The organism is Caulobacter sp. HJHS_5 (assembly GCF_056683955.1).
Genome location: NZ_JBWZNC010000002.1, coordinates 354,717 through 374,375, shown reverse-complemented (window position 1 = coordinate 374,375; position 19,659 = coordinate 354,717). Strand labels below are relative to the sequence as shown.

The window sequence follows — 19,659 nt, the reverse complement described above, 5'->3', positions numbered from 1 at the left end:
ATTCGACGATCGCCTCCAACTCACCCCCAAACATTAGTTCACATTTGTTCGGTGGCTAGGACTATGCGCCCGCATGAAGCCAAGCTATCGACGACGCCCCTGTGAAAGGGATGCCCGCTCTGCGGCAAGCGCAGCCTTGGCGTCTTCGATGCCGCGCCGAATGGAGGCCTGATCTCGCGGGTCGTCGCCGTGCGAGCCGCCCTGCCAAAAGTGTCCCCACGCGGGGTCATATCCCGGCCGCCGACCGTCGCCATCCTTCTTCAGATGGAACACTTCCTGCGCGAGCCCGGCGCCCCGCATGAGCACCGGATCCGGAATGCCGATCACAGCACCCGTAGCGCCATAGGCGTAGTTGCCCAGCCCCTCATAGTGGTCAGTCCCCGGAGACTTCAGCTTGTAGTCCCAGTCACCGCGGGGCCAGACCTTCTTCAACCATCTGACGGCGGCGATCGGGGCATTGGGCGGCACGTAGGGCAAGGTGCTGGCGCTTGGGTCGGCGACAGAGTCCCCATAGATATCCCGAGCGCCCTGGATCAGCGTCTCCAGCGACATGCCCGGCATGAAGTTGATCGCTTGATCGGTCGCCGGCCGCGGGGGCGCAGAGCGCCTTTGGGCCATCTGCGCCCAGCCGTCGGCGTGCAGCAGCCCGACCCTCTTGGTCTTCGTCGGCCCCTTTGGATCAGCCATCCATACCCTCCACAATCCGGGACTTGAGCGTCCGCGCCTCGGCTTCCATGCGATCGGTCTCAGCCTTGAAGGCTTCGATCTCCAGCTTCTTGAGCTGCACGGCCCGGTCACCCTCGGCGGCCTGCAGTCGAGCTTGCGTGGACGCCAACTGCGCCTTCAGGGCCTCGATCATCTGCAGCCCTTGCGCTTTCATCGCCTCGCCCTGCTGCTTCATCTGGTTCAAGGCCGCCGTGTTCTGCTGCTTCAGGGCCTCGACTTGCGGATCGGTCCCCTTCACCTGCGGCGGCAGCATCGCCTGTAGTCGCCGCGCGATCTCATCGGCGCCGGGCCAATCCAGATTCTTGGCCAGCAGGTCGCCGATCACCGGCGCCACCGACGGGTTGGCCCGCATCAGCTCGATCATCTGGTTGGCGGCTTCCTCCCGCCGCGTGGTGAAGCTTGGCCCGGCCGAAACCGTCAGGTCATACTTGCCGACCCCCAGCGCATAGAGCCGTTCTACACCGGGAATACGCGCCCGCGCCGCCTCGGCGCTGGCCCTGGCCGCCTCGGGCGAACCCAGCGCCACGCTGTGCGCCTCCTGCCCCTCGCCCAGGATCCGCACCATCCGATCCTCGCCGTACACGCGGGGGATCAGGTCGATCAGGATGCGCCCGGCATGCCGGATCGCCCGGCTCAGGTTGTCGACGAAGTGGAAGGTCGAGACATCGCCCTCCCGCTGCCGCGCCAGGATCGCCCGGCCGCTGGTCTCGTTGCTCCGTGCGCCCAGGCTCGCGTCGTACATGCCGATGATGGTCTTGATGTCATCGGCGGCGTTGAGCGCCTCCTGGAGCGCGCCAGCGGGCGCGCCGGCAAACGGCTGTCGCTGCGGCGGCACGGGTCCGTCGTATTCAATGAAGGCGTGGCTTACGGCGTTGGCCGTCGCCCACTTGTCGCCGTCGGTGTCGAACGCCCCCACCGGCCCGATGAACGGCGTCTTCGGCGCCAACGCCACCAACTCGGTCGAGGCCGTTCGCCAGGCGTTGTACATCACCTGGGCGTCCTTAGCGTCGCGGATCAGGCTGCGGAAATGCCGCCGCCCGTCCAGGTTCACCTCCTCGCCATAGACTGGCACGATGGGGATGTACTTCCCCGCCCAGTCCACCTTCTCCAGGGCCTCCAGGCCCGAGAGAATGTGCTGTTCCACCGCCCAGCCCAGCACCTCGCGCGGCTCCCCCTGCGGCAGGATTCCACGCCCGGCCAGCGACGGATCGGCCTCGTAGTCGGCCAGGTCCATCACCATGCCGTTGGACAGCAGCACGATCCGCTTCCGTACCTCGCGGCGCTTCCAGTACTCGGCCACCATCACCTGATCGCCCTCGCACCAGCCGGCCGGGACCTCCCTCCCCGTCCAGTCCGTCTCGGCCGCGCCGCGGAACCGCCGGCGGAAGGCCGCCTTTGGGATCATCTCGGTCACGAAGGCCACGTTCCAGTCGCTGCTGTCGGCCGCCTCGCTGGCCGGGTCGCGCCAGACGCTGAACGGGTTCGCCACCCGCTGGAAGACGATGTCCTGGTCCCAGTTGTCGTCGCGGGCATAGGCCAGATTCAGCCGGAAGTAGCCGACCCCGCCTGTCGCCGCGCACTCCAGCGCCGTGTCATAGGCCACGTCCGCGTCGCTCGAGGCCTCGATATTGCGGATCAGTCCGCTCAACACGGCCGCCGTCGCCGGATCGGCCAGGCTGTCCTGCGGCATCACCTTGATCGAAGGCTTGTTCTGCCGCGCGTCGTTGACCACCTGCCGGATGAACGGCGGCAGCTTGTTGATCGTCAGGCAGGGCCGCCCCTCCTTGTGCCGCTTGGCCCGCAGCCCCTCGTCCCACTGCTCGCCCAGCCGCGCGAACCGGATGTCGTCCCGCGCCGCCGACCGATTCTCCCGCTCGGCCGCCTCGCACTCGGCGAACGCCTCCTGCGCCTCCTTCAGGATGTCGTCCTTGGCCATAGGCATGTCTCCGCTCATCCCCGCGGAGGCGGGGAGCCGACTTTTCTGTTTTCAGTGAACCTTGATTGCCCCAATGTGCCGGCCTTGCTTGGCCGATCCGCCATCGTCAGACGTCTACTGTCCTTTGCGACGCCGCTCGCGGCCGGCCTCGCGTTGTCGGGCTGCGACGCACATCGCCACGTTGATCGCGTTGATACGATTGAGGTCGGTGAGCCTTGGCCACAAGCTCGCAACGCCCGCGTCCTCAACCGCAAGCTCGTCGTCGCCTGCACGAGCCCGGTCGGATCGACAGCTTGGCACATCGCGACATGCTTCGACCGCAACGACCTCCTGGTGAGCTTCGATCGCGGCCTCTACAAATACGGCGTCGGCATCAAGAACGGTCGGGTGGAGACCATCCACCGCGATGGCCGCTTCTCCAGGTCGGTCACCTTGCACTAAGGTAGTGCAGACCTCGCTGATCAGCTGCGCCTCATATCTGATGCCCGCGCGCTCACACTGCCTTGCCGGTCCTGCGGCCCTCGTCAAATGGACGCGCCTGTCGCAGCGCGAGTTTACCGCAGGTGCGGCGGCGCCGAGGGGGTCCACCGCCTTTTCGAGGCGCTATAATACCAAGCCTTGCTGGGCTGTTGCACCACCTTCGGCCCTCCATCAGCTACAGGCCGCACAATCGAGCAGGCTTGTGAGTAACCGGAATCGCCGCGCCCTCCGAAGGTCATCCAGCGAAACTCGTAGCAAATCCGGAACGGTCTCGGCTCAATTCGTGGGTAGAAGTAGTCGATAGCCCAGGATCGCCCCCAGAATTCACCCGGCCCGATAAAGATCGGGCATTCTTCATACTTCTCATCTGAAACGGGAGGTCTTCCGATCATTCCTTCTGACTTCAACCGGCCGCCACCGAGGTAGGTGATCGAGACAAATCGGCTCGGTCTTTTATACAGGCAGACGCCGTATATGGATCGGTTATAGCCCTGAAGACTCACCTGTTTCAGATCTTCGGATATATCGAGCGAGACGATAGGCGGCGCCGTTTCTAAAGTCTGCAGAACGGGAGCCACAGGTCCTTTAGGGCGCGCGCGTCTGCTCTCGGAAGAGCTAGCGGCCGCCGGAGTCGAAGGGGGGCCAGGGCGAGACTGGGCTAAAGACAGGCCCGGACCAAGGACGAGCGGCAAACATAGCAGTGTTGTCAGCGTTCTTGTTGACCGCCCGATCCGTACCGCCAGGAGTCCCGGCCATATCGACAGCTGCTTGATCATAGAACTCATTTTCGTCACCCAAGGTGACTCCCGCACGATGAAGCCATTCGTGCAACAGAGTTTGCGTCCGGCCCCACCTCGGCTGCCTGCTGTACGCCGGATAATTGATGCCGACGGTGTCGGGATGGTCTGCGGTGTAGACACCGGCAAACTCCCCTCCTGATTTGGCCTGCTTCTCGAGTTCATCAGGGGTCAGGGCGCGATAGCCGCCTTTCTCCCGATCACCTGACGCCACGCCGTCAAGGTAGCGCTCAAGATCCGCCAGATGCCGGTCTACACTTTGCAAGGTGTTGTCCGACGCGCTGTCGTAATAGTGCTTCGCCTTCTGCTCGGTCAGCATCGTTTCCGAGGTACGGAATCCTTGCTGCCGCGCCTTGAGAAGGTTCGCGATATCCAATCGCGCCCGAGCAGCGCTGTAAGACGCGTCGCGATGATCGTTCATCAGGCCTTCGAGCTGCCCTGGCGTCAGATGATCGATAACAGCCTTCCCCGAAGCCGTCGGTGCTGGCCGCGCTTGAACGGGCGGTCCCAAGCCGTCCAGTCGCTCGCTGACCGGCTTCGGTTCCGGGTACTCATAATTCCCCAGCACGCCGACACGCATTGGCATCGCCAATCTCCATTCACTGTTTGGATTGCGGCGTTTCGTGGCTTCATCAGGGCGAAATGAGCATGACTAGGACGCTCGAAGCCAACCAAAACCTACCGCCTGGGCTGGGGTTCGCGATCACCAGCAGGGATCGAGGCGCTCTCAGGAGCAGGTGGCGAGATGGGTCGACGCGCTAGGCGCGTTTCTTCTCCAGTCCTTCAAGGTACGCCTTGTTGCGCCGAGCTTCCGCCCTTGTGCGAAAATGCCAATAGACAACGAATCCCGCGACGGCCAAAGCCACCAAAGTGCTCAACACATCGGCATAGGGGGGCGGCAGCATTTTCATCGCCACGAAAAAGCAGATGAACGCGAACGCTCCCCCAGACAAGACTTTGATCCAGAAGACTATGATTTGCCGCCAATCTTCTGTGACATCCGCTTCAGGGTACGGTCTCACGACCTCCAGCTCAGACTGATCCGCCCAGACCGCCTTGATGAGCGCTTTGAACGTTCTCGCGCCTTCGATACGCGTGCATACGGCGTCAAGAAGGACATCGCGATCCTCGATCGGATAGTTCGCTTCACCGGCCAGAATCTCATCGTCTAGGAAGAGTTCCGGCGTGCCGCGCACCGCTGCGACGACCCGAGCCTTTACCTCCGCTAGCCTTGCCTTGCCTAGGCTTTCGAAGCTGGGCTCGAACTTGCTCGTCGTCGTCATCAGGCCGCGAGCGACCGCAGCTTCCGGACTCTCGGCGATCCTCCAGCGGGCGCCTGTGCCGTCGATGATCTCCCAGGCCAAGCGCCGCAGATTTTCGTCGGCCGCGCCACCCGTGAGATCAACTAAGCGCTCCACGCAATGAAGCTCCTCCACGCCTTCCGGCGTCCAAGGATGTTGGGCGGGCGAGATGGCCAATACGGGAAGCGCAAAGGGCAGCTCGGTCATCAGCTATCTCTCGGAAGCGCCTTTCCCCGCCATGATCGCCTTACCGGCGTTGACTCTGCCAGCAAATTTCACAGCGCTCGGCGTTCCATACCGGACGCGGTCTTTGAGATCGAACTGCGGAAGGTCTTTCCACTTGTGATGCAGACGCCCGTGGGTAATTGCATCAGGCATGCCCATGGTGTTGAGCGGCATATTCTTCAGCCAGTCTGGCAGCTGTTTGCCAAGTGGCCCATTTTTCTCGATCAGATGATGCATCGGCTGGCCTTTCGTGGCGTAGCCCTGTTCGTTCATCCACCTTCGAACGGCCTTCCAGTCGGCCGCGTGGCCAGCCATGGGGCCAAACCTATCAATGTACTTGATCGTCTTCAGACCGGTTTTCGCCACCGCTGCTCCAGGAACGAGATCGGCAGCGGCCAGTATGCCATTGCCGACAGCTCCCGCGTAGTCGCCGTCATAAGCGTCGGCGATCGCCTCCTGGGCCGATCCCCACACGGGGACCAGGGACTCCGTAGCCCCGGGGTGACTCACCATGTGATTGGCCGCCATCTTGCCGACGTCGCTCCAGTTGTCGGGAGCCGCGTCGACATTCGGATAGATCGGGCCACGCACTTTCGGCATCTCGTGCTCTTTCGATTTGATCGTCGGGCTCAGGCTCCCGCGCTCACCCCATCCACCCGCCCGGCCCCGCGAACGTCTCTCGCCGCGCCCTCGGCCGCTTCTCCCTCGGCGCCTCGTAGACCACGCACATCAGCCCGAAGGCGTCGGCCGGGTCGCTGGCCCAGTCGTGTTCAGGCCCCAGGCCCACGTTCCGGCTCTCGTCCCGCCGCTCGTGATAGGCGGCCAGGGCCTTCATCCCGGCGGCCACCGCCGCCGTGTCGTTGAACCAGATTTGTGGAAACAGCCGCCGCGCCGCTTCCACGCGCCGCATCGCCGCCCCGGCGCCCTGGTTGGGCGTCACATTCACCTCGAACCCGGCCGCCCGCAGCTGCTCCTCGGCGCTGCCCCTGGCGATCAGCGTCAGCATCCGGCCGTCGTGAGGCAGCTCGCACAGCGCCTCGCCCCAGCCGCGACCGCGCAGCTCGCTGATATAGTAGTCGAGCCCCTGTCCACGCCCTTCGATGTAGTCGAGCACCCTCACCTCGCGGCCGACGAACTGCGCCAGCCAGATCGCCGTCGCGTCCCGTCGCCCGAGGTCCCAGAAGGCTCGCACCCGTAGGATCGGATCGCGCGCCAGGGCCGTCAGCCGCCCCTCGGCATGCACCTTCGCCAGCGGCGCGGCGTAATAGGCGCCCTCGATGGTCTGGGCATAGGCGCCGCCCCACACATGCTCCGCCCGGCCCGCGTCGATCCGATAGTCGTGCGCCATCTCAGCCGGCAGCGGCGTAGTCTCGAAAAACGGATTGTTCCGCCAGCCGACGTGCCGCACCAGGCTGTTCGGCGGCGGCCCCGCCGCCCCGCGAAACAAGCGGTCGACTGGGTCGTGGTCGAACTCTGGATTCCACGTCCATACCATCCGCGCGCCTGGCTTGCGCAGCGTCGGCCGCACCAGCTTCAGTGATCGCGCCGAAAGCCGGTTCGCCTCCTCCGCCCAGAAGATATCCGCGCCCTCCAGGCTCTTGATGGCCTCCGGGTTGCGCGACAGCCCCTTGTAGAGAAACAGGCTGCCGTTCCGTCCGCGCGTTTCCTCGCGCAGGCATTCGAAACACTCGCCCAAGCCGAAGTCGGCGATCTTGTCCTCGATCAGCGCCTGCACGCTGTCGCGCAGCGAACTCTGCACCTCACGCGCGCAGACGATCCGCAGCGGCTTCATCGCCGCCTGGATCACCAGCGCTCCGGCCACCGCGTGACTCTTGCCGCCGCCTCGGCCGCCGAAGAAAGCATAGTCGCGAAACGACTCGTTAAACAACTCTCGAAACGCAAGCGGTATGCGTGCAAAGTATTGTGAAAACTCGATATTCGAGAGGCTGATCTCTTCCTCGCCGCTAGACAAAAAGCACCGTCAGTCGCGTCTCCCTGATAGCCTGGGCCGCCTCACTGTCCGCCGCCGCGCCGCCTACCCGCGCCTTGCCGTAAGCCCGGTCGAGCATGGCGTTCGCCGCGGCGATCCGCGACGCCTCGCTGCCATCACCTTTCATGATCTTCGCCAGAACCTCGATCGCCGCCGGGGCATGACTCAGGGCCAGCGAACGGCAGTCGCGTGTGTCCGGGGCTGTGATCGGCGCCGCTCCGGCGTCGGCCTCCGGCGGTTGCTCCACCAATGACGCCGCCTGGCTCACCAGCGTCAACGCGGACGTCTTGCGGGCGCGCGGCATGGCTCGGCTCCTGGGTCGAAATGGCAATGTCGAAAGGGGCGCGACGCGGGCATGAAAAAGCCCCGCGCCGTCGCCGGCCGGGGCTGTCCTCAGACCCAATCTGTCTACCTTCTTATTCTGCCTCGCCTCCGATTAATCGGCAACCGCGAAACGTCCGGCGAAGGTAGATAACCGTGGGAAACTCGGCCCTGAGAACGTCTCTCAGCTAGCTTGGCCGTCGCAACCATCCTCCACGCGGAACTTTCCACGGCCATCATTCCATCCCCGCCAGGAGGACATCATGGCCACCCCCGAAAAGCCCGACGCCATCGCCCTGCTGAAGGCCGACCACCGCAAGGTCGAAGACCTGTTCGCCAAGTTCGAAAACGCCAGGGGCGACGGCGAGAAGCGCCGCATCGCCGAGCAGATCTGCATGGAACTGACGATCCATACCGAGATCGAGGAAAAAATCTTCTACCCCGCCTGCGAAGGCGCCGTGGAAGAAGACCTTCTCCAGGAGGCCTATGTCGAGCACGACGAGGCCAAGGTGCTGATCGCTGAGATTGAAGCCGCCGATCCCGGGGCCGACTTCTATGAAGCCAAGGTCAAGGTGCTCTCCGAATTGATCGAACACCACGTCAAGGAAGAAGAGCAACGCGTCGAGGGCATGTTCAGCCAGGCCCGCAAGGCCGGCCTCGACATGGATGGCCTCGGCGAGCGCATGGCCGCCGAAAAGCAGCGTCTGATGGAGAGCTATAAGATTAACGGCCTGCCAAGGCCGGAAGCCTCCACCCTACCCGGCACCTCCCTCGCCGGCTGAGGCAACCTTGGCCTTGCTCGCGCATTTCATCCGCGGGCTGTAACCAGGAAAGGGAATACGCATGAGCGGCGTAGGCATTATCGGCTGGATCGTCATCGGCGTCATCGCCGGCTGGATCGCCGAGAAGGTGATGAAGCGGAACCACGGGCTGCTGACCAATCTGGTCGTCGGCGTCGTCGGCGCTCTGCTCGGCGGCTTCCTCGCCGGCCTGCTGGGCCTTGGGAGCAACGGCTTCATCGGCAGCCTGGTGATCGCCACGCTTGGCGCCATCGTGCTGCTGGCCATTCTCGGGGCTCTGCGCGGCCGACGCACCTGATTGTAAAAACCTGGACCTGAAACGCGTGACGCCGGGCGGTTCCACGCCCGGCGTATTCGCCGTTATCTAAAACCTTGCTTCATAAGCCATCGCCAGATTGGCGCAGGCCGAGCGCACTACGGCCGCCTGGGCGACCGGGTTCTCCTCGCCCGTCACCGCCCTCACCGTCTCGCGCCAACCCCGCTCAGGCAGGCTCGGGGCCATCAGCTCCCCGAGCAGCACCGCGTCGCGCGGCCCTAACCGCCCGAGCATCGCGTCCGCCCGCCGTCCGGCCGCGCGAGCGCGATCCAGCCGTTGCGCGGCCATCGCATCGCCCACGGTCGCGCTGCCCGCGCAGTCGATCCGCTCCAGCCCGCCGCCGCCGCTGGCGCCGGGACGACCGCCGCGAAGGGTCAGGTCCGCCTCCAGCCGTCGCGCGGCGTCATAGGCGCCCTTGCTCATGCCGTCCCGCAAGGCGTCGAACGCATCGACGCGCCGGGCGCCGGTTAAAGTCGTCTGGCTTTGTCGGCGGACCTCGACATTGGCGTTGGCCGGCAGGCGGGCCGCCTCCGGCTGCAGACCGACCGCCGCGAAATCCCGCGCCCGCTCGGCGAGGATCGCTTCCGGCGACTTCGGCTTGGCGCGGCGGCTCATTGGTCCGCCTCCATGGCGCTTTCGCGCGCCAGGTGCGCCCGAATGCCGTGGATCACCGTCGCATGGTTCCGCTCGCCCAGGCGGCGTCCGATCTCGCATTTCGACAGCGGCGTCCGCCGCCAGGTTTCCGCCATCGCTTCGTGCCGCGCCCGTACGATGTGGCGCATCCGCCGCGGGCCGGTCAGGTCCTCCACGGTCAGGCCATGTCGGTCCGCGACCTCCAGCAGGATATCGCTCATCCGCTCCCGTTGCGTGAAGGCTTCGCTCATGCCGAACGGGCCTCCACATCCAATTGGCCGCCCGGCGTCGGCTTGCGCGCCCAACGCACCACGATCCGTTCGGCCAGACTGTCGTCCCCGACCAGGCCGGCGGCGATCAGGGCCGCGTTCAAGGGCGTCAGCAGGCTGTCGAGGTCGCGGTCGGCGCCCTCCCCTTCGCTCGGACGATGCGCGGTGATGTTCAGCACGAAGCGGCCGAAAACCGCCGGATGCGTCGAGGCGCGGATCGCGGCCCGCACGGTGTCGAGCCAGGCGCGATAGGCGGCGCTGCGCACGATGCGGCCAGCCTCCAATGACCACAGCCGGTCCGTTGTCGGCGGATAGGGCAGATGCACCGCGCTCATCGGACGGCGCTCCAGGCGAAAGGTTGGAGCGGGCGGCGCGCGAGATCGTCTCGGCGAGCGCCGCCCGCTCCCGCGCATCCCGGTCGGGAGGGAGCGGCCCTGGGGTGCGCGATGCGGATTGCGATGTGTTCCATACCTCAATGTTTGCACACAGCAAACTTTTCGTCGAGCAAAAAAGTTTGCTATTGGCTTCACGCGTGTTATCCACACCTCATGCACACTGCAAACATGAGCAAAGGCGACCGAAAGCCCTGGTTCCTGCGCGAATGGCGCAAGCATCGCGGGTACACTCAGGAGCGGTTCGCCGAGATGACCGGGCTCTCGAAGCCCTACGTCAGCCAGCTCGAGCGGGGCGAGCGGCAGTTCAATCAGGACTTGCTGGAGCTCTTCGCCATCAACCTGCGCTGCGCGCCGGCCGACCTCCTCATCCGCGACCCGTCGGATCCGGAAGGCATCTGGTCGTTATGGGATACGCTCGCCCCCACCGAGCGCGCTCAGGCCGTGAACGTCATCAAGGCGATCCGGGGCACCGGCACCGACGGCTAACCACAGGCCTGGAGATTTAGCGCTCGCCGCTTCCATACCGCCCCTTCACCTGCGGCTCCGCCCACAGGTCGAACATCGGCTCCCCGACAACGGAATAGACCAACACCTCGTGGCGTGGCCCGACTTCGCTCCGTCGATCTAGTCGGTCACGCATCTCCTGCGCCCACGCCTGCGCCTGGCCCTCATCTCGCGTCCGCCGCGCATCGCCGATGGGCTCACGCCGAAGGCCCTCGGATGTCTCCACGACAGCGACAGCGCGCACGTAAAACTCCACCACCTTGAACACGGCCGCCTCCAGAAGTTAACGCGCGCAGGATTCCCGCCGGGCGCGCAGGAGTCGAGTCGTCGCCCCATTGGCGACGACCGAAAATGACGCCACCAGCAAACCCTAGAGTTAGCATACTGACAACTTTCTGCTTGCGGCTTAAGTTTGCATATGGCTAATTTTATGGATGCACGCCGCACCCCGCCTGGTCACCGCCAGCGATCCCGCCTGGTTCATCTGCGGCGACCCTGCCTCCCCCGACTATGGACAAGTGTTCGCCCAGCCAGTGGCCTGTGACGCCACGAGCTACTGGTTCGACCGCGCTCAGGTTCTCTTCGCCATGCGGCGCTCGGGCGCCCCCACACTTGGCGAGACGATCGAGCTCTGGGGTCGCCTCTTTCCGATCACCGATTTCACCGACGCCGCCAAACGGCGCCTCGCGACCGCCGCGCAATGACCCAGCCCGTCCTAAACCTGCACCCCGTGCTGGAGGGCTACGCCCTCAGCTTTGTCGCTCGAGACCTGACCTGCGCTGTCACCATGCGCGAACAGATCGCCGTCTTCCCCACGCTCGCCGCCGCCCGCCAGGCCCTTCGCGCCGCTGAAACGGCTGTGGGCGGCCTCATGAGAGGAACAACCGCCCCCGCCAGCGGTTTCCCTGGCTCCCTTCCCGCGCCCCGCTCGAAAGGCCAGAGTCTATGAAAGTCAGCGACGTCATGACCGCCCAAGTGGTCACCGCCACGCCCGAAACACCCATCCGCAAGGTCGCCAAAATGATGGGCGAGATCGACAGCGGCGTCATGCCGGTGATGGAGGAAGACCGCGTCATCGGCGTGGTCACCGACCGCGATATCGTCCTGCGCGTCGTGGCCGATGGCGGCGATCTCAACCAGCCGGTCCGCGATGTGATGAGCGGCGATGTCCAAAGCTGCAACGCGGAAGACACCCTGGCCGACGCAACCGCCAAGATGGGTTCGCATCAGGTCCGCCGCCTGATCGTTCTCAACGATGCCGGCCGCCTCGCCGGTATTCTTTCGCTCGGCGACGTCGCCGTCGACTACGGCGCCAAGCAGGTCGGCCGCACGCTCGAGGAGATTTCCGAGGACTCGGACGAAGCCTGAGGCCGAGAGCAACCCCAAACGACAACGCCGGCCAGGGGCGAACCCTGGCCGGCGCTTCGTCTCTTCACTCCGTCGCCCGCGAGGGCGGCTCGGAACCTACTTCTCGCTGGGGCTGTCGTCGGCCGCCAGGTCGCCCGCGGCGTATTGGATGCCGTTGGTGATCGACTGCAGGATGTTGGGGATGAAGTAGATGTGCTCGCTGTGGCCGAGAACGCTGTAGTAGACGCGGCCCTGGCCTTCACGACGAATCCAGCTCAGGGCGTAATCGCCGTCCGTGCGCTTGGTCGCCGGGTTTTCCTTCGCCTTATCCTCGTCACTCATCTTCGAATAATCCACGCTGGTCAGCACGTGGACGTTCTTGCGCGAGTAAGAGTCGTTGGAGAACGTATAGATCTCGTCATGGATCTTGAACGGACGACCGTTGAAAGGCGCGTTGATCGGGCTCTTCGGGTCGTCGATCTTCACCGTCACCGGCTGCGGATAGTACCAGTGGAACTTGAAGTAGCCGCCCACCATCTTGGTGAACTCGGGCCACAGGCTCTTCTGCGGCGGCTGCGGGCCCGTCGGGCGCGGCGAGCCGGGCGGCGGGCGGGGCAGGCCGGTGCCGTGATAGGTGTCGCCGCCGGCGTGGGTCAGGACCAGGCCCTTGCCGCCGCGCACGAAGTCGAGCAGCGCCTTGCGACGGGCCGCCGTGCCGGCCGCGTCATTCGCGTCGTCCAGGAAGGCGCCGGTGGTGTTGTTCAACACCAGCACATCATACTTGGCCAGGTTCTCGGCGGTGAAGTCGGCCTGGCTGAAGCTGGTGTCCGCCGTCCAGGCGCCGGTCGCCTTGCCGAGTTCGGTGATGGCGAAGGCGGTGATCGGGATCGACGAGTGGCCATACCCGCGCGCGGTCGAATAGATCAGCAACTTGCGCGGCTTCTTGGGCTGCGCCGCAGCCTTCACCGGCAGCGAGTCGATAGCGTCGAGCACGTTGAACACGTCCTCGAACTCCGGCGTCTTCTTCTGGACGCCGTCGATAACGCTCTGCTGGCGGTAGCCCGGCAGAGCGCCGCCGCCCGGCGGCATGGGCGGAGGAATCGCGCCGCCCGGGCCGATCTTATTGTACTCCGGGATGTCCTGCGGGACCTGCGCAATCGCCAGACCGGCGACCAGGAGCGTCGCAACGCCCGCGCCCACGGCCAATTTCACTTTGATGTTCATATAGCTCCGCCCTGCGTCATGGGCCGCCCCTCTCGGTCGGCCTCGTTTGGCCTGAGCTTATAGGAGCCGTTGGCCCGAGGACAATTTCAGCCCCGAAGCAATCGCCCCCTCGCCGAGCGTAGATTTCAAAGCTTGAGAGATTCTAGTAGCCGGCATCCATCACCGAAGTGACCGTCGGCGCTCCTTCACCGGCTTCACTGATCGGCCTGCACCAGCCGAAAGCGCCCTTCGTCTTGGCCACCAGCCCCTCGTCATAGAGGGTCTGGCCGAGATCGACGCCGTTGAGGCTCACCGTGGCGTAGATGCGGCCGAAGACATCCTGTCCGCCCGTCGGCTTGAAGCTGATGGTGCGTCCATCGACGATCATCCTCCTCAGCACCACCGTCGCCTGTTTCGCGGCCAGGGCTTCGGCCCAACAACGCGCGTCGGGGATGCCTTGCGGCCCATAGGCGCCCGCCAGACGGATATGCTGCCCGTCGATCACCAGCACGTCACCGGCCAGGACGCGCACACGCTCCGTCAGCGACGGCTGCAACGACGGTTGAGACGGCAGCTTCTGATCCTTGCGCGGGCCGCAACCCGCCAGGGCCGTCGCGGCGCAGGCCGCCAGGATGAGGATGGAAAGCGAAGCGCGCAAAACGATGTCGTCCATCGCCGGGCGCCGTCCCCCGCCGGCATGAGGCCGCTCTTAGCTCGGGGCTCGCTCCCCGCACGTCAAGTCCGGGGCTTCATCGGCGTCGCGCGCGCGTCTGTCTGCCCTTACGAGAAGCCAATCATTGTCGGCTCACCGAAAGCCTAACCTGCGCTCATCTCGGCCAGCTTGGTCACGGTGTTCATATTCCGCCCGGTTCCCGCCTTCGCGGCCGGAATGGTCAGTTTCGACTGGCCCATGCCTTCGTCGTACCAGACGAAAATTTCGCGCCCGACCGCCTTCACCTGCTCACCCGGCGCCTGATGGCGGATCGCCCCTTCGAAGCCCTCGGGCGGCGGCGCATCGAGGAAGATCGCCATCACCCGGTTGCCTGGCCCCTCGGGAAACGGATTGGCCTTCACGGTGGCGGCCAACTCCGCGGCGGTGCGTACCGTGACGCCCACCGGCTTGCCCACGAAGTCGCTTGCCGCCTGGGTTAAAGCCGCCGTCACCACCGCCTCGTCGGCCTCGGTCTCGAACAGCAGGTTGCCGCTGGCGATGTAGGTCCGCGCCTTGGCGTAACCCAGCCGTTCGGCCATCGCCTTCAACTCCGGCATGGGCAGCTTCACGCCCGCATTGATCGCCCGCAGCAGCGCCACATAGCTGGTCATCGACCTGTCCCTCTCCAGACCACGCGCAGCACGTCGGTCTGGGTGATCACTCCCACGGCCGCCCCCTCGGCGTCGACCACCAGGGCCTCGTGGGCCGCCCCCGTCGCCAGCAACGGCAGCACATCCGATAGCGGCGTCTCCGCCCTCACCAGGGCCAGGTGCTGATCGGCCAGCTCACCGACCGAACGCCCCGCGCCCGCGCCCTCCGTCGCCTCGCGCTCCGCCTCCAGCAGCAGCTCGGCGCGGCTCACCAGGCCCAGAACCTGTCGTTTATCGTCCAGCAGGGGCGCCGTCCGCAGCGCGTGCTCGGTCAGCACGTGCAGCGCCGCCTCCGCGTCCATCGCGGGCGTTACGTAGAACAAATCCGCGGTCATCACCTCGCCGCAGTTCACCCCGGCGAGGATGTCGGTTTCCCCCTCGGCCGGAGTCGCCGCGGCTCGCACCGGCTCGGCCGTCGCCAGGCTGGGCGGCGCATGCGGATATACACGTCCCACGACCGGGGCATAGATCGCGCCGGCCAGGCACAGCAGGGCCGAGCCCAGGCCGATCGGCGTCACCGCATAGTCCCAGCCGACCGCCCCGCCGCTGATAGCCGCGACGAACGCGACCGCGGCGGACGGCGGATGCAGGCAGCCGAGCAGCAGCATGGCGGCCACGGACAGGGCCGCCGAGACCGGCCCGGCCACCGCCGCATGGGGAATCAGCAGGCCGCACGCCACGCCGATCAGCGCCGAAAGCACATTGCCCCCAACCACCGCGCGTGGCTGCGCCAGCGGGCTCGCCGGCACCGCGAACACGATCACCGCCGAGGATGCGATCGGCGGCGCGAGGAGCAACGCCCACCGTTCTCCACCGACGATCGCCCGCGACAGCAATCCCACCGCCGCCAGGCCTAACCCCGCCCCGACGGCCGAACGCAGCACCTCCATCGGCCGCCGCACGGCGGGCCCCAATAAACGATCGACCAAGGTGCGCGTCATGCGGGCGAGTTACCCGGCCAACCCAATTCTGTCAGCAGCGTTCAGGAAGTCCCCTTTTCCGCTCTTCGCCCTGGCCCTATCTTCCGTTCATGCCCCGTTCCCCCGCCCAGCCCACCGGCGTCTCGGACGTCTCCGGCGCTTTCATCCACGACGCTCAGCTCGACGCGGCCGCCGCTGTCGGCATGCCGGTGATGTGGACGCCCCACCGCCCTCAGCGGCCGGAGAAGCACGACGGCGGCAAGACCTTCAAACTCGTCTCGGAATACAAGCCCGCCGGCGACCAGCCGACCGCCATCGCCGAGCTGGTCGAAGGCATCAAGGGCCGCGAGCACGACCAGGTGCTGCTGGGCGTCACCGGCTCCGGCAAGACCTTCACCATGGCCAGCATCATCGCCGAGACCCAGCGTCCGGCCCTGATCCTCGCCCCCAACAAGACCCTCGCCGCCCAGCTCTACAGCGAGATGAAGGCCTTTTTTCCCGACAACGCCGTCGAGTTCTTCGTCAGCTACTACGACTACTACCAGCCCGAGGCCTACGTCCCGCGCACCGACACCTACATCGAGAAGGACTCCTCGATTAACGAGCAGATCGACCGGATGCGCCACTCGGCCACCCGCGCGATCCTCGAGCGGGACGACGTCATCGTCGTCGCATCGGTCTCCTGCATCTACGGCATCGGTTCTGTCGAGACCTACACGGCCATGACCTTCACCCTCGAGGTCGGCCAGAAGATCGATGAGAAGCAGCTGATCGCCGACCTCGTCGCCCAGCAATACAAGCGCAACGACCAGGCTTTCGAGCGTGGGACCTTCCGCCGTCGCGGCGACACCATCGAAGTCTTCCCCGCCCACTACGAGGACCGCGCCTGGCGCATCTCCCTGTTCGGCGACGAGATCGAGGCGATCAGCGAATTCGATCCCCTCACCGGCAAGAAGACCTCGGAGCTGCCCAGCGTGCGCATGTACGCCAACAGCCACTACGTCACGCCGCGCCCAACGCTTCGCCAGGCCGTCAACCACATCAAGGCCGAACTGAAGGAGCGTCTCGACTGGCTGATCGCCAACGGCAAGCTGCTGGAGGCCCAGCGCCTGGAGCAGCGCACCAACTTCGATCTGGAGATGATCGAAACCACCGGCTCCTGCGCCGGCATTGAGAACTACAGCCGCTATCTCACCGGCCGTCGCCCGGGCGAGCCGCCGCCTACCTTCTTCGAATACATCCCGGACAACGCCCTCCTCTTCACCGACGAGAGCCACCAGACCATTCCGCAGATCGGCGCCATGTACAAAGGCGACCGCAATCGCAAATGGACCCTGGCCGAGTATGGCTTCCGCCTGCCCAGCGCCATGGACAATCGCCCCCTCAAGTTCGAGGAGTGGGAAGCCATGCGGCCGCAGACCGTCCACGTCTCGGCCACGCCCGGCCCCTGGGAAATGGAAAAGGCCGGCGGCGTCTTCGCCGAGCAGGTCATCCGCCCCACCGGCCTGATCGACCCGCCGGTCGAGGTCCGCCCCGTCGCCAAGGACGGCTTCAGCCAGGTCGACGACGTCATCGACATGGCCCGCCAGACCGCCGCCGCCGGCTACCGCACCCTGGTCACCGTCCTCACCAAGAAGATGGCCGAGGATCTCACCGAGTACATGCACGAGCAGGGCCTGCGCGTGCGCTACCTGCACTCCGACGTCGACACCCTCGAACGCATCGAGATCATCCGCGACCTGCGCCTGGGCGCCTTCGACATCCTCATCGGCATCAACCTGCTGCGCGAAGGCCTCGACATCCCCGAGTGCGGCCTGGTCGCCATCCTCGACGCCGACAAGGAGGGCTTCCTCCGCTCGGAGACCAGTCTGATCCAGACCATCGGCCGCGCCGCGCGGAACGTCGACGGCAAGGTCATCCTCTACGCCGACAGCATCACCGGCTCCATGGAACGCTCCATGGCCGAGACCCAGCGGCGGCGCGAGAAGCAGCAGGCCTACAACGCCGCCAACGGCATCACCCCCGCTTCGGTGAAGGCCAACATCAAGGATATCCTGGCCAGTCCCTACGAGAAGGACCGCGTCACCGTCCCGCTCGGCGCGCCCGGCCAGGACGGCGCCAAGCCCTTCATGGGCGACAACTTCAAGGCCACCCTGCGCGACCTCGAAGCCAGGATGCGCCAAGCCGCCGCCAACCTCGAATTCGAGGAAGCCGCCCGCCTCCGCGACGAGGTCAAACGCCTCAAGCTGCTGGACCTCGAATTCGCCTCGGACGCCTTGGCGGGCGAAGGCGAAACCGGCGACAAGGCCGCGGTCAAACGCATAAAGGCCGAGGCCCGCGCCGAGGCGCAGGAGCGGTTCAGGAAGGGGAAGCTTTAACACCTTCTGAAGTCGCCCAGGGCCGAGATCGAAAGCAGACTTTCGATATCTTCCAGGAGTCAGCAGTCACTCAAGAACATGCGGCGTCGCGCAAACTACTGCGTGGACGCGCCCCTACCCGTACCTACTTCGTCCCGGCGAACTTTCTGAACCCGCTGGTTTCCAACCACGCCGGCCGCTCGTCCGCATTCGCCACCCGTCGCGCGATTCCGACCACCACGTCGTCCAGCTTGATCGCCTCTTCCTTCATCACCGGCTGGCTCAGGTCATCTCCCGCCGCGTGATAGCGATTGGCGCGCCACTGCCGCTCGGTCTCGAATTCCGGCGTGTCCTTCTGAAAGCCGAACTTGAAAGCCAGGGCTGGCAGGCCGGTCTTGACGAAGCTGTACTGGTCGGTGCGCACGAAGCTGTTGCGGTCGGGCAGCGGGTCTGGCGTCAGACCCAGCCCCTGTTCGGCGGCGGACTCCCGGGCCTGGGCGCCGAGCGTGCTCTCGTATTCGCCCTGCGCCAGCACGGTCTTCAGCGTCCACAACGGCAGCGGCATATCGAAGTTGAGGTCCGCCACCATCGCCGACTTCGGCACGGTCGGCCGGTTGGCGAAGTAGTGCGAGCCCAAGAGCCCCTTCTCCTCGGCGGTCAACACCACCAACAGGATCGAGCGCTTCAGCGGCGGCCCCGCCTTCAAGGTGCGCGCGATGTCGAGCAGGCTGGCCACACCCGAGGCGTCGTCCATGGCGCCGGGATAGACAAAGCGCTTGCCGTCGGCGCCGACGCCCGTTCCGAGGTGATCCAGATGGGCCGACAGCACCACATATTCGTTCTTCAGTTTCGGGTCGGAACCCGGCAACACGCCGACGATGTTGTCGCTGTCCAAGTCGCGGAACTCGGTCGCCGTCGTCGCTTTCAGCCGCATCTTCATGTCGAAGCCGGCGATCGGTTCGGAGGCGTCCGACAACGCCGCGATTTCGGCGTAGCCGTGGCCGGAGCCGGCGAACAGCCGCGCGCCCTGGGCCGGATCGAAGGTCGCCGTATAGAGCCCGTCCGGCGTTTCGCGCAGGCTCGCGTCGGCTAGGAACATTCCCGCTCCCTTGGCCAGGACGGTCGCCCGCGTCCAGGGAATCTCCGCCTGCCTGGGCGGGGTGATGGCGATCACCCCCACCGCGCCCATCTGGGCCAGCACCTTGTTGCGTTCGTTGCGCGCGCTGGCTTTTTCCGTGCCGGGCAGATCGGCCGGGCCGCCGGCGATGGCCACCACGATCTTGCCCTTCAGGTCCAGGCCCTTGAAATCGTCATGGCCGCGCTCCGGCATGTGCAGGCCGTAGCCGACGAACACCAGCGGCGCGTCCACCGCCTTCGGCCGCGGCGCGCCGCCGGCCGCCACGGTCAGGTCGACGCCGACCTTCAACGTGTCGGCCGTCCCATCGGCCTTGGTCAGGGCGGCGGTCGAGGCCGCCTGGTCGACGATCTGCTCGCGGAAGCTCACCCGTTGGGTGAAGCCGCCCTTCTCGCCGGCCGGCGTCAACCCTTCCGCCTTCATCCGCTCGATCACATGGGTTTCGGCCCGCCGATAGCCCGCTGTGCCGGTCTGCCGCCCCTCGTTGGCGTCGTCCGCCAGGGCCGCGATGTCGTTCCACCACCGCGCCGCCCGTTCGGCCCGCGAGCCTCCGGCCTGGGCGTGAACGGACGACCCGGCGGCCAGCATGGAAACGAGAGCGAGGGCGGAAGCGAAGCAACGGGCGCGTGTCATGCAACGACG

Annotated in this window: 23 protein-coding genes; 7 read left to right on the top strand and 16 right to left on the bottom strand. The window is 65.8% G+C overall.

The window, feature by feature from the left end:
* Positions 1-84: 84 nt before the first annotated feature.
* Positions 85-687, bottom strand: coding sequence for a polymorphic toxin type 44 domain-containing protein (locus ACFLIT_RS05455; RefSeq protein ID WP_479910187.1), 603 nt, complete (start codon positions 685-687; stop codon positions 85-87).
* Positions 680-2,668 carry a portal protein gene (locus ACFLIT_RS05450; RefSeq protein WP_479910186.1) on the bottom strand — a complete coding sequence of 663 codons (1,989 nt, stop codon included), beginning with the start codon at positions 2,666-2,668 and terminating at the stop codon, positions 680-682. Before ACFLIT_RS05450 ends, ACFLIT_RS05455 begins: the two co-directional genes overlap by 8 nt.
* Before the next feature lie 69 nt (positions 2,669-2,737).
* Here ACFLIT_RS05450 and ACFLIT_RS05445 point away from each other — a divergent pair, with 69 nt between their 5' ends.
* Entirely contained in the window at positions 2,738-3,103 is a 366-nt protein-coding gene (locus tag ACFLIT_RS05445; protein ID WP_479910185.1) for a hypothetical protein, read from the top strand.
* A gap of 654 nt (positions 3,104-3,757) precedes the next feature.
* Here ACFLIT_RS05445 and ACFLIT_RS05440 read toward each other — a convergent pair.
* From ACFLIT_RS05440 to ACFLIT_RS05420, 5 genes are all read right to left on the bottom strand, one after another.
* Positions 3,758-4,519, bottom strand: coding sequence for a hypothetical protein (locus ACFLIT_RS05440; RefSeq protein ID WP_479910184.1), 762 nt, complete (start codon positions 4,517-4,519; stop codon positions 3,758-3,760).
* Between the two features lie 178 nt (positions 4,520-4,697).
* Positions 4,698-5,447: a hypothetical protein gene (locus ACFLIT_RS05435; RefSeq protein WP_479910183.1), complete on the bottom strand. Its 750-nt coding sequence runs from the start codon at positions 5,445-5,447 to the stop codon at positions 4,698-4,700.
* 3 nt (positions 5,448-5,450) lie between these two features.
* On the bottom strand, positions 5,451-6,065 hold the full coding sequence (locus ACFLIT_RS05430) for a hypothetical protein (RefSeq protein ID WP_479910182.1): 615 nt from the start codon (positions 6,063-6,065) through the stop codon (positions 5,451-5,453).
* Between the two features lie 43 nt (positions 6,066-6,108).
* Positions 6,109-7,353: a phage terminase large subunit gene (locus ACFLIT_RS05425; RefSeq protein WP_479910181.1), complete on the bottom strand. Its 1,245-nt coding sequence runs from the start codon at positions 7,351-7,353 to the stop codon at positions 6,109-6,111.
* Between the two features lie 76 nt (positions 7,354-7,429).
* Positions 7,430-7,759, bottom strand: coding sequence for a hypothetical protein (locus ACFLIT_RS05420; protein ID WP_479910180.1), 330 nt, complete (start codon positions 7,757-7,759; stop codon positions 7,430-7,432).
* 280 nt (positions 7,760-8,039) lie between these two features.
* Between ACFLIT_RS05420 and ACFLIT_RS05415 the strand changes: the two genes are divergently transcribed.
* Both ACFLIT_RS05415 and ACFLIT_RS05410 read left to right on the top strand, forming a co-directional pair.
* Positions 8,040-8,558, top strand: coding sequence for a hemerythrin domain-containing protein (locus ACFLIT_RS05415; protein WP_479910179.1), 519 nt, complete (start codon positions 8,040-8,042; stop codon positions 8,556-8,558).
* Positions 8,559-8,619: 61 nt separating this feature from the next.
* Complete coding sequence (locus tag ACFLIT_RS05410; RefSeq protein ID WP_479910178.1) at positions 8,620-8,874, top strand: GlsB/YeaQ/YmgE family stress response membrane protein; 255 nt, start codon at positions 8,620-8,622, stop codon at positions 8,872-8,874.
* Positions 8,875-8,940: 66 nt separating this feature from the next.
* On the opposite strand, the gene ACFLIT_RS05405 is transcribed toward ACFLIT_RS05410, so the two are convergent.
* The 3 genes from ACFLIT_RS05405 to ACFLIT_RS05395 are packed head-to-tail and all read right to left on the bottom strand — an operon-like array spanning position 8,941 to position 10,129.
* On the bottom strand, positions 8,941-9,507 hold the full coding sequence (locus ACFLIT_RS05405; RefSeq protein ID WP_479910177.1) for a hypothetical protein: 567 nt from the start codon (positions 9,505-9,507) through the stop codon (positions 8,941-8,943).
* Complete coding sequence (locus tag ACFLIT_RS05400) at positions 9,504-9,776, bottom strand: helix-turn-helix domain-containing protein (protein ID WP_479910176.1); 273 nt, start codon at positions 9,774-9,776, stop codon at positions 9,504-9,506. The genes ACFLIT_RS05405 and ACFLIT_RS05400 overlap by 4 nt, the downstream gene beginning before the upstream one ends.
* Positions 9,773-10,129 (bottom strand): RusA family crossover junction endodeoxyribonuclease, encoded by a 357-nt coding sequence (locus ACFLIT_RS05395; protein ID WP_479910175.1) that lies wholly within the window; start codon positions 10,127-10,129, stop codon positions 9,773-9,775. Before ACFLIT_RS05395 ends, ACFLIT_RS05400 begins: the two co-directional genes overlap by 4 nt.
* A 228-nt stretch (positions 10,130-10,357) precedes the next feature.
* On the opposite strand from ACFLIT_RS05395, the gene ACFLIT_RS05390 reads away from it, so the two are divergent.
* Entirely contained in the window at positions 10,358-10,675 is a 318-nt protein-coding gene (locus ACFLIT_RS05390) for a helix-turn-helix domain-containing protein (RefSeq protein WP_479910174.1), read from the top strand.
* A 16-nt stretch (positions 10,676-10,691) separates the two neighbouring features.
* On the opposite strand, the gene ACFLIT_RS05385 is transcribed toward ACFLIT_RS05390, so the two are convergent.
* Positions 10,692-10,961 carry a hypothetical protein gene (locus tag ACFLIT_RS05385; protein WP_479910173.1) on the bottom strand — a complete coding sequence of 90 codons (270 nt, stop codon included), beginning with the start codon at positions 10,959-10,961 and terminating at the stop codon, positions 10,692-10,694.
* A 166-nt stretch (positions 10,962-11,127) separates the two neighbouring features.
* On the opposite strand from ACFLIT_RS05385, the gene ACFLIT_RS05380 reads away from it, so the two are divergent.
* Together ACFLIT_RS05380 and ACFLIT_RS05375 are read left to right on the top strand one after the other, a co-directional pair.
* Complete coding sequence (locus tag ACFLIT_RS05380) at positions 11,128-11,397, top strand: hypothetical protein (RefSeq protein WP_479910172.1); 270 nt, start codon at positions 11,128-11,130, stop codon at positions 11,395-11,397.
* 241 nt (positions 11,398-11,638) lie between these two features.
* Complete coding sequence (locus tag ACFLIT_RS05375; protein ID WP_479910171.1) at positions 11,639-12,061, top strand: CBS domain-containing protein; 423 nt, start codon at positions 11,639-11,641, stop codon at positions 12,059-12,061.
* A gap of 96 nt (positions 12,062-12,157) precedes the next feature.
* Here ACFLIT_RS05375 and ACFLIT_RS05370 read toward each other — a convergent pair whose 3' ends face one another.
* The 4 genes from ACFLIT_RS05370 to ACFLIT_RS05355 all read right to left on the bottom strand — a co-directional run bounded on the left by ACFLIT_RS05370 (position 12,158) and on the right by ACFLIT_RS05355 (position 15,546).
* Positions 12,158-13,264 carry a ThuA domain-containing protein gene (locus tag ACFLIT_RS05370; RefSeq protein ID WP_479910170.1) on the bottom strand — a complete coding sequence of 369 codons (1,107 nt, stop codon included), beginning with the start codon at positions 13,262-13,264 and terminating at the stop codon, positions 12,158-12,160.
* 142 nt (positions 13,265-13,406) lie between these two features.
* Entirely contained in the window at positions 13,407-13,916 is a 510-nt protein-coding gene (locus tag ACFLIT_RS05365; protein WP_479910169.1) for a thermonuclease family protein, read from the bottom strand.
* A gap of 143 nt (positions 13,917-14,059) precedes the next feature.
* Positions 14,060-14,566, bottom strand: coding sequence for a DUF1697 domain-containing protein (locus tag ACFLIT_RS05360; protein WP_479910168.1), 507 nt, complete (start codon positions 14,564-14,566; stop codon positions 14,060-14,062).
* Positions 14,563-15,546, bottom strand: a complete 984-nt coding sequence (locus ACFLIT_RS05355) for an HPP family protein (protein WP_479910167.1) — start codon at positions 15,544-15,546, stop codon at positions 14,563-14,565. Before ACFLIT_RS05355 ends, ACFLIT_RS05360 begins: the two co-directional genes overlap by 4 nt.
* Before the next feature lie 89 nt (positions 15,547-15,635).
* Here ACFLIT_RS05355 and uvrB point away from each other — a divergent pair, with 89 nt between their 5' ends.
* Positions 15,636-17,903, top strand: coding sequence for an excinuclease ABC subunit UvrB (uvrB, locus tag ACFLIT_RS05350; RefSeq protein WP_479910166.1), 2,268 nt, complete (start codon positions 15,636-15,638; stop codon positions 17,901-17,903).
* Positions 17,904-18,027: 124 nt separating this feature from the next.
* Here uvrB and ACFLIT_RS05345 read toward each other — a convergent pair whose 3' ends face one another.
* Entirely contained in the window at positions 18,028-19,650 is a 1,623-nt protein-coding gene (locus ACFLIT_RS05345) for a M28 family metallopeptidase (RefSeq protein WP_479910165.1), read from the bottom strand.
* Positions 19,651-19,659 lie beyond the last annotated feature (9 nt).

What these genes read in the sequence shown, in the direction of transcription:
- ACFLIT_RS05455 (WP_479910187.1), bottom strand. Translation starts at nt 687, where the DNA reads ATGGCTGATCCAAAGGGGCCGACGAAGACCAAGAGGGTCGGGCTGCTG.
- ACFLIT_RS05450 (WP_479910186.1), bottom strand. Translation starts at nt 2,668, where the DNA reads ATGCCTATGGCCAAGGACGACATCCTGAAGGAGGCGCAGGAGGCGTTC.
- ACFLIT_RS05440 (WP_479910184.1), bottom strand. Translation starts at nt 4,519, where the DNA reads ATGCGTGTCGGCGTGCTGGGGAATTATGAGTACCCGGAACCGAAGCCG.
- ACFLIT_RS05435 (WP_479910183.1), bottom strand. Translation starts at nt 5,447, where the DNA reads ATGACCGAGCTGCCCTTTGCGCTTCCCGTATTGGCCATCTCGCCCGCC.
- ACFLIT_RS05430 (WP_479910182.1), bottom strand. Translation starts at nt 6,065, where the DNA reads ATGCCGAAAGTGCGTGGCCCGATCTATCCGAATGTCGACGCGGCTCCC.
- ACFLIT_RS05420 (WP_479910180.1), bottom strand. Translation starts at nt 7,759, where the DNA reads ATGCCGCGCGCCCGCAAGACGTCCGCGTTGACGCTGGTGAGCCAGGCG.
- ACFLIT_RS05415 (WP_479910179.1), top strand. Translation starts at nt 8,040, where the DNA reads ATGGCCACCCCCGAAAAGCCCGACGCCATCGCCCTGCTGAAGGCCGAC.
- ACFLIT_RS05410 (WP_479910178.1), top strand. Translation starts at nt 8,620, where the DNA reads ATGAGCGGCGTAGGCATTATCGGCTGGATCGTCATCGGCGTCATCGCC.
- ACFLIT_RS05405 (WP_479910177.1), bottom strand. Translation starts at nt 9,507, where the DNA reads ATGAGCCGCCGCGCCAAGCCGAAGTCGCCGGAAGCGATCCTCGCCGAG.
- ACFLIT_RS05400 (WP_479910176.1), bottom strand. Translation starts at nt 9,776, where the DNA reads ATGAGCGAAGCCTTCACGCAACGGGAGCGGATGAGCGATATCCTGCTG.
- ACFLIT_RS05395 (WP_479910175.1), bottom strand. Translation starts at nt 10,129, where the DNA reads ATGAGCGCGGTGCATCTGCCCTATCCGCCGACAACGGACCGGCTGTGG.
- ACFLIT_RS05390 (WP_479910174.1), top strand. Translation starts at nt 10,358, where the DNA reads ATGAGCAAAGGCGACCGAAAGCCCTGGTTCCTGCGCGAATGGCGCAAG.
- ACFLIT_RS05380 (WP_479910172.1), top strand. Translation starts at nt 11,128, where the DNA reads ATGCACGCCGCACCCCGCCTGGTCACCGCCAGCGATCCCGCCTGGTTC.
- ACFLIT_RS05375 (WP_479910171.1), top strand. Translation starts at nt 11,639, where the DNA reads ATGAAAGTCAGCGACGTCATGACCGCCCAAGTGGTCACCGCCACGCCC.
- ACFLIT_RS05370 (WP_479910170.1), bottom strand. Translation starts at nt 13,264, where the DNA reads ATGAACATCAAAGTGAAATTGGCCGTGGGCGCGGGCGTTGCGACGCTC.
- ACFLIT_RS05365 (WP_479910169.1), bottom strand. Translation starts at nt 13,916, where the DNA reads ATGGACGACATCGTTTTGCGCGCTTCGCTTTCCATCCTCATCCTGGCG.
- ACFLIT_RS05360 (WP_479910168.1), bottom strand. Translation starts at nt 14,566, where the DNA reads ATGACCAGCTATGTGGCGCTGCTGCGGGCGATCAATGCGGGCGTGAAG.
- ACFLIT_RS05355 (WP_479910167.1), bottom strand. Translation starts at nt 15,546, where the DNA reads ATGACGCGCACCTTGGTCGATCGTTTATTGGGGCCCGCCGTGCGGCGG.
- uvrB (WP_479910166.1), top strand. Translation starts at nt 15,636, where the DNA reads ATGCCCCGTTCCCCCGCCCAGCCCACCGGCGTCTCGGACGTCTCCGGC.
- ACFLIT_RS05345 (WP_479910165.1), bottom strand. Translation starts at nt 19,650, where the DNA reads ATGACACGCGCCCGTTGCTTCGCTTCCGCCCTCGCTCTCGTTTCCATG.